The sequence below is a fragment of the Shigella sp. FC1544 genome (assembly GCF_001722145.1).
Taxonomy (GTDB): Bacteria; Pseudomonadota; Gammaproteobacteria; order Enterobacterales; family Enterobacteriaceae; genus Escherichia; species Escherichia coli.
Genome location: NZ_MECT01000378.1, coordinates 1 through 682 on the forward strand (window position 1 = coordinate 1; position 682 = coordinate 682).

General features: G+C 56.2%; 1 pseudogene. It reads left to right on the top strand.

The annotated features are described in order from the left end of the window. Nucleotides 1-112 precede the first annotated feature (112 nt). Nucleotides 113-598: pseudogene (locus BGK49_RS16680) on the top strand (transposase domain-containing protein); the annotation flags it as partial. Nucleotides 599-682: the final 84 nt, after the last annotated feature.

Genomic DNA, 682 nt, shown 5'->3' on the forward strand with positions numbered 1-682 from the left:
AGGGCGACCACAAACTCTGACCACAATCTGCCGGTTACGCCGAATCTGCTGAATCAGAACTTTACGCCCACAGCACCTAATCAGGTCTGGGTCGCAGATTCAGTTGTCCAGGCCTTCCGAAATCAACCGACTGAAGGCGCTGGTCGCGAAACTGCAGCGTATGCAGTTCGGTAAAAGCTCAGAAAAACTTCGCGCAAAAACCGAACGGCGGATACAGGAAGCACAGGAGCGAATCAGCGCACTTCAGGAGGAAATGGCGGAAACACTGGGTGAGCAATATGACCCGGTACTGCCATCTTCCCTGCGCCAGTCTTCAGCCCGTAAACCGTTACCAGCCTCACTTCCCCGTGCCCCCCGGGTCATCCGGCCGGAAGAGGAATGCTGTCCGGCCTGTGGTGGTGAACTCAGTCCACTGGGATGTGATGTGTCAGAGCAGCTGGAGCTTATCAGCAGCGCCTTTAAGGTTATCGAAAAACAACGCCCTAAACTGGCCTGTCGCCGGTGCGACCATATCGTGCAGGCACCGGTGCCTTCAAAACCCATTGCACGCAGTTATGCCGGAGCGGGGCTTCTGGCCCATGTTGGAAGGAAGTCTTACTGCTGTGGCCGCCGGAGAACAGGTTGTTCCTGCCTCTGAACTTGCTGCCGCCATGAAGCAGATTAAAGAACTCCAGCGCCTGCT